This window comes from Streptomyces sioyaensis, from assembly GCF_004122735.1.
In the GTDB taxonomy this organism is placed as follows: domain Bacteria; phylum Actinomycetota; class Actinomycetes; order Streptomycetales; family Streptomycetaceae; genus Streptomyces; species Streptomyces sioyaensis.
Genome location: NZ_SDIF01000253.1, coordinates 1 through 2,720, shown reverse-complemented (window position 1 = coordinate 2,720; position 2,720 = coordinate 1). Strand labels below are relative to the sequence as shown.

The 2,720-nt window shown below is 74.7% G+C and carries 3 protein-coding genes; all 3 read right to left on the bottom strand.

Translation table 11 applies throughout. The annotated features are described in order from the left end of the window. Positions 1–20 precede the first annotated feature (20 nt). A complete protein-coding gene (locus EST54_RS33600; protein WP_244942682.1) occupies positions 21–302 on the bottom strand; it encodes a hypothetical protein in 282 nt (93 codons plus the stop codon). A 267-nt stretch (positions 303–569) separates the two neighbouring features. Beyond that, positions 570–1,505 carry an SDR family oxidoreductase gene (locus tag EST54_RS33595; RefSeq protein ID WP_239013777.1) on the bottom strand — a complete coding sequence of 312 codons (936 nt, stop codon included), beginning with the start codon at positions 1,503–1,505 and terminating at the stop codon, positions 570–572. Positions 1,506–1,557: 52 nt separating this feature from the next. Next, complete coding sequence (locus tag EST54_RS33590) at positions 1,558–2,607, bottom strand: DUF4429 domain-containing protein (RefSeq protein WP_129251449.1); 1,050 nt, start codon at positions 2,605–2,607, stop codon at positions 1,558–1,560. Positions 2,608–2,720 lie beyond the last annotated feature (113 nt).

Below are 2,720 nucleotides of genomic sequence, written 5' to 3'. Positions count from 1 at the left end.
AACTGGGTCTTCGTCCCCGGCTACCACGACGGCCAGTCCCCGTACGGCAAGTGGGCGGCCACCGTGAGCGGGGCGCCGTGCCGGACCGCGGCGGTGGACCGGGGCGCGGGGGTGGCGAGATCAAGGGGCTCGGCGGCGCGCATCCGGTCCGCCGTCCAGAAGGCGTCGAGGGCGGTCTGCGGGGCGGGGGAGCGGTGGCCGTGGTGCACGCCGGCGGCGCCGGCCGGGGCGGCGGGGAGCAGCAGGGCGAGCAGCGTGCCGGCGGCCGTCAAGGCGCCCAGGGCGGCCCGGGATCTGCGCACGGGGGGCGGGGCCGGTATGGCGTGAACTGCCGCTGTACCACGTACGGTTCGTCTCACGCGTAACTCCTTCTGCGGGGGCCGCGCGGCAGCTGCGCGCGGCCGTGGGGGACGGGCCGCGCGACGGCGGCCCGGCAGGAGCGGTGCGGATCCGGGGTAAGGGTGCCATTGGAGACGGCAGGAGGGCAGGGGTCGTACCAGGATTCGTCGCCCGGAACGGCGCGGTGGCGCAACTTCGCCCGAACCCCGCCGTCCTGGCCGAAAGCTGCCTCAACCCCGCCCGATGTAGGGCATGTTCGTCGCCATCACGGTGGCGAACTGCACATTGGCCTCCAGCGGCAGCGCCGCCATGTGGACGACCGTGCGGGCGACGTCCGCCGCGTCCATCACCGGCTCGACCGCCAGCTGGCCGTTGGCCTGCCGGATACCGGTCTGCATCCGGCCGGTCATCTCGGTCGCCGCGTTGCCGATGTCGAGCTGGCCGCAGGCGATGCGGTACGGACGGCCGTCCAGGGAGAGCGACTTGGTCAGTCCGGTGACCGCATGCTTGGTGGCGGTGTAGGCGACGGAGTCCGGGCGCGGGGCGTGGGCGGAGACGGAGCCGTTGTTGATGATCCGGCCGCCCTGCGGGTCCTGGGTCTTCATCGCGCGGAAGGCGGCCTGTGCGCACAGGAAGGCGCCGGTGAGGTTGGTGTCCACCACCGTGCGCCAGTCCTCGTAGGTCAGCTCGTCGAGCGGCGCCGTCCTGCCGAAGGTGCCCGCGTTGTTGAAGAGCAGATCGACCCGGCTGAACCGCTCCTGGACGGCGGCGAAGAGGGCGTCGACCTGTTCGGGGCGGGTGACATCGGTCGGCACCGCCACGAGGGCGGGGCTTTCGGGGGTGGTGAGGCCCGCCAGACGGGCGGTCTCCGCCAGGGCCTCGGCGCGCCGCCCGGCCAGCACCACCGTCCAGTCGGCGTCCGACAGCGCCTGGGCGACCGCCCGTCCGATGCCGGATCCGGCGCCGGTGACCACCGCCACCTTCCGGGGCGCGGCCCCGCTCCGCCGCGCCTCCCGGGCGACCGACGCCGTCTGTGCGCGCTGTCCGGGCCGCGAGGACGGGGCCGGCAGCGTGGGCCGGTCCGCGGTCGCCGTCCCGCCGACCTGCCCCGCCCGTGCCGTCGGCGTCGCCTGCGCTGCCCGTGCCCGCTGTGTGTTCTGTGCCATGGCGGCAGCGTAAACGGCGTACGGGCGACGACCGGGCCGCCGCCGCGGCAACTCAGCCCGCGGGGTGGAAGCGTGCCAGGATGGCGGCCTTCGTCGAGGTGAACTCCTCCTCGGTGAGAATGCCGTCGCGGCGCAGCTCACCCAGCTCGCGCAGCCGGCGCAGCAGCGCGTCATGGTCGTCGTCGGCGGCGGACGCGGTGGCGGCGGGCGCCGTCGCGGCGGGCGCCTTCCCCGTGGGCGCGTTGCCGGTGGGCGCGTTGCCGGTGGGCGCGCTGCCGGTGGGCGCGCTGCCGGTGGGCGGGGCGAGCGCCGCGGGAGGGGCCGTCGCCGCGGCCGCCGCCAGGATCTCGGCCGTATCGGTCTGCGGCAGGCCTGCCGTACGGGCCTGCGGCGGGCCGGCCGACGGATGCGGCAGCCGTACCGCGACCGCGGCCGCCAGCAGTGCGGTCGTGCCGCTCTCCTTCTTGAATCCCCACAGCTCAAGGGAGTTGGGGTCGCGCTCCGGCGCCGGCTGCTCGGCCGCCCCGTACAGCCGGAAGCGGAGATAGCCCGATTCCAGGCCGGAGGGGGCCTGCCACTCCACCGCTTCCAGACCGGTCAGCGTGAAGTCCCGTGGACCCCACCGCCGCTTGGTCTCGCTGGTGTTCCAGCGCCATTCGAGATGCACCCGCTCGCCGTCGAAGGTGGCGATGCCGTCGACCCCGGCGGCCGTCAGCGGTACCGGCGGGCCCGGCAGCAGATAGCGGTCGGTGGGCCCGTCGGGAATCTGCTCCAGCGTCAGGGCCTGCCGCACGGTGTCGACGAAGTACTCGGCGACGTCGGCCCGCCCGGGGTCAACCGTCACCTGGTACGGGCTGGCGTCGTCCGGCAGGCTGCCGCTGGTGACCTGGAGCAGCGGGTCCGCGCCGTCCCGCAGCCGCAGTCGCAGCCGGCCGCCCTTGCGGGCCGGTTCGTAGGCGATCTTGGCTACGGCGGCCAGCGGCACCGTGAACTCACCGAGATACTGGCGCAGTTTGTGCACCCCGCGCTCGCTCCCCGGCACGATCCGTATGACCTCGCCGTCGAAGGTCCAGGTGCCGTCGCGCCCCATCAGTTCAGCCATGTCCCCGATCCTACGGAGCCACGGCCGGTTGCCGCGCTTGTCCGGCGGAGTCCGTTGCGGGCCGGTTCCGCACTCGGTGAGCGCTGACGGCTCCCCCCGAACCCACCCCCGCC